Here is a 592-nt window from a genome sequence, read left to right as displayed (position 1 = left end):
CGTCGAGGAAAACGAGGATATCGCTGCTGTGCGCCTGATCGGCGATTTCCAGCAGACGCTGCGTGAGCCGGTGCCGCAGCTGTGTCGGATCGCGTCCGGAGCTCGCCTTGTGCCGGGACATGGTCAGCAGGGCGCTGAAGAAAGCCGTCTCGGTCGCGACGCGCTTGTGCTGGCAACGCATGCGCAGGATCGGCAAGGCCGGGCGCTGCGACGCGAGCAGTGACTCCAGATAGAGGATCGCGTAGGTCTTGCCGACGCGGGAGCGGGCATAGACCATCGCTCCGGTACGCAACGACAGGCAACGCACCAGCAACGCATAGAATTGCGCGATCGATGGCGTCGGGATGCGATATCTGCGCAGCACAACCGGATGGTCATCGATCGGCGATGGCCGCAAAGAGTCGGTCGCCATGGTCAACGAAAGATCTGCCCTTTGCCGAGCTCGGGCAGGCTCACTGCAGGGATACTGTCCGATCCCTTTGATGCAGTTGCCGCCGGGACTTCGTCACGCCTGTCGCGCTGCTCAACGGCACGTGCCGCTTCGGCGACGCGATGGGGCATTCTCCGTTGTTTCGCGCGGGACTTTCGTCGC

1 pseudogene is annotated in these 592 nt (G+C 63.7%); it reads right to left on the bottom strand.

What is annotated here, in order from left to right:
- Positions 1 to 412 (bottom strand): annotated as a pseudogene (locus P7F28_RS07655) (ATP-binding protein); the annotation flags it as partial.
- Positions 413 to 592 lie beyond the last annotated feature (180 nt).

The organism is Caballeronia sp. BR00000012568055, assembly GCF_029439455.1.
Classification (GTDB): Bacteria; Pseudomonadota; Gammaproteobacteria; order Burkholderiales; family Burkholderiaceae; genus Caballeronia.
The sequence above is the reverse complement of the archived record's forward strand: the minus strand, read 5'-3'. Positions and strand labels throughout refer to the sequence as shown.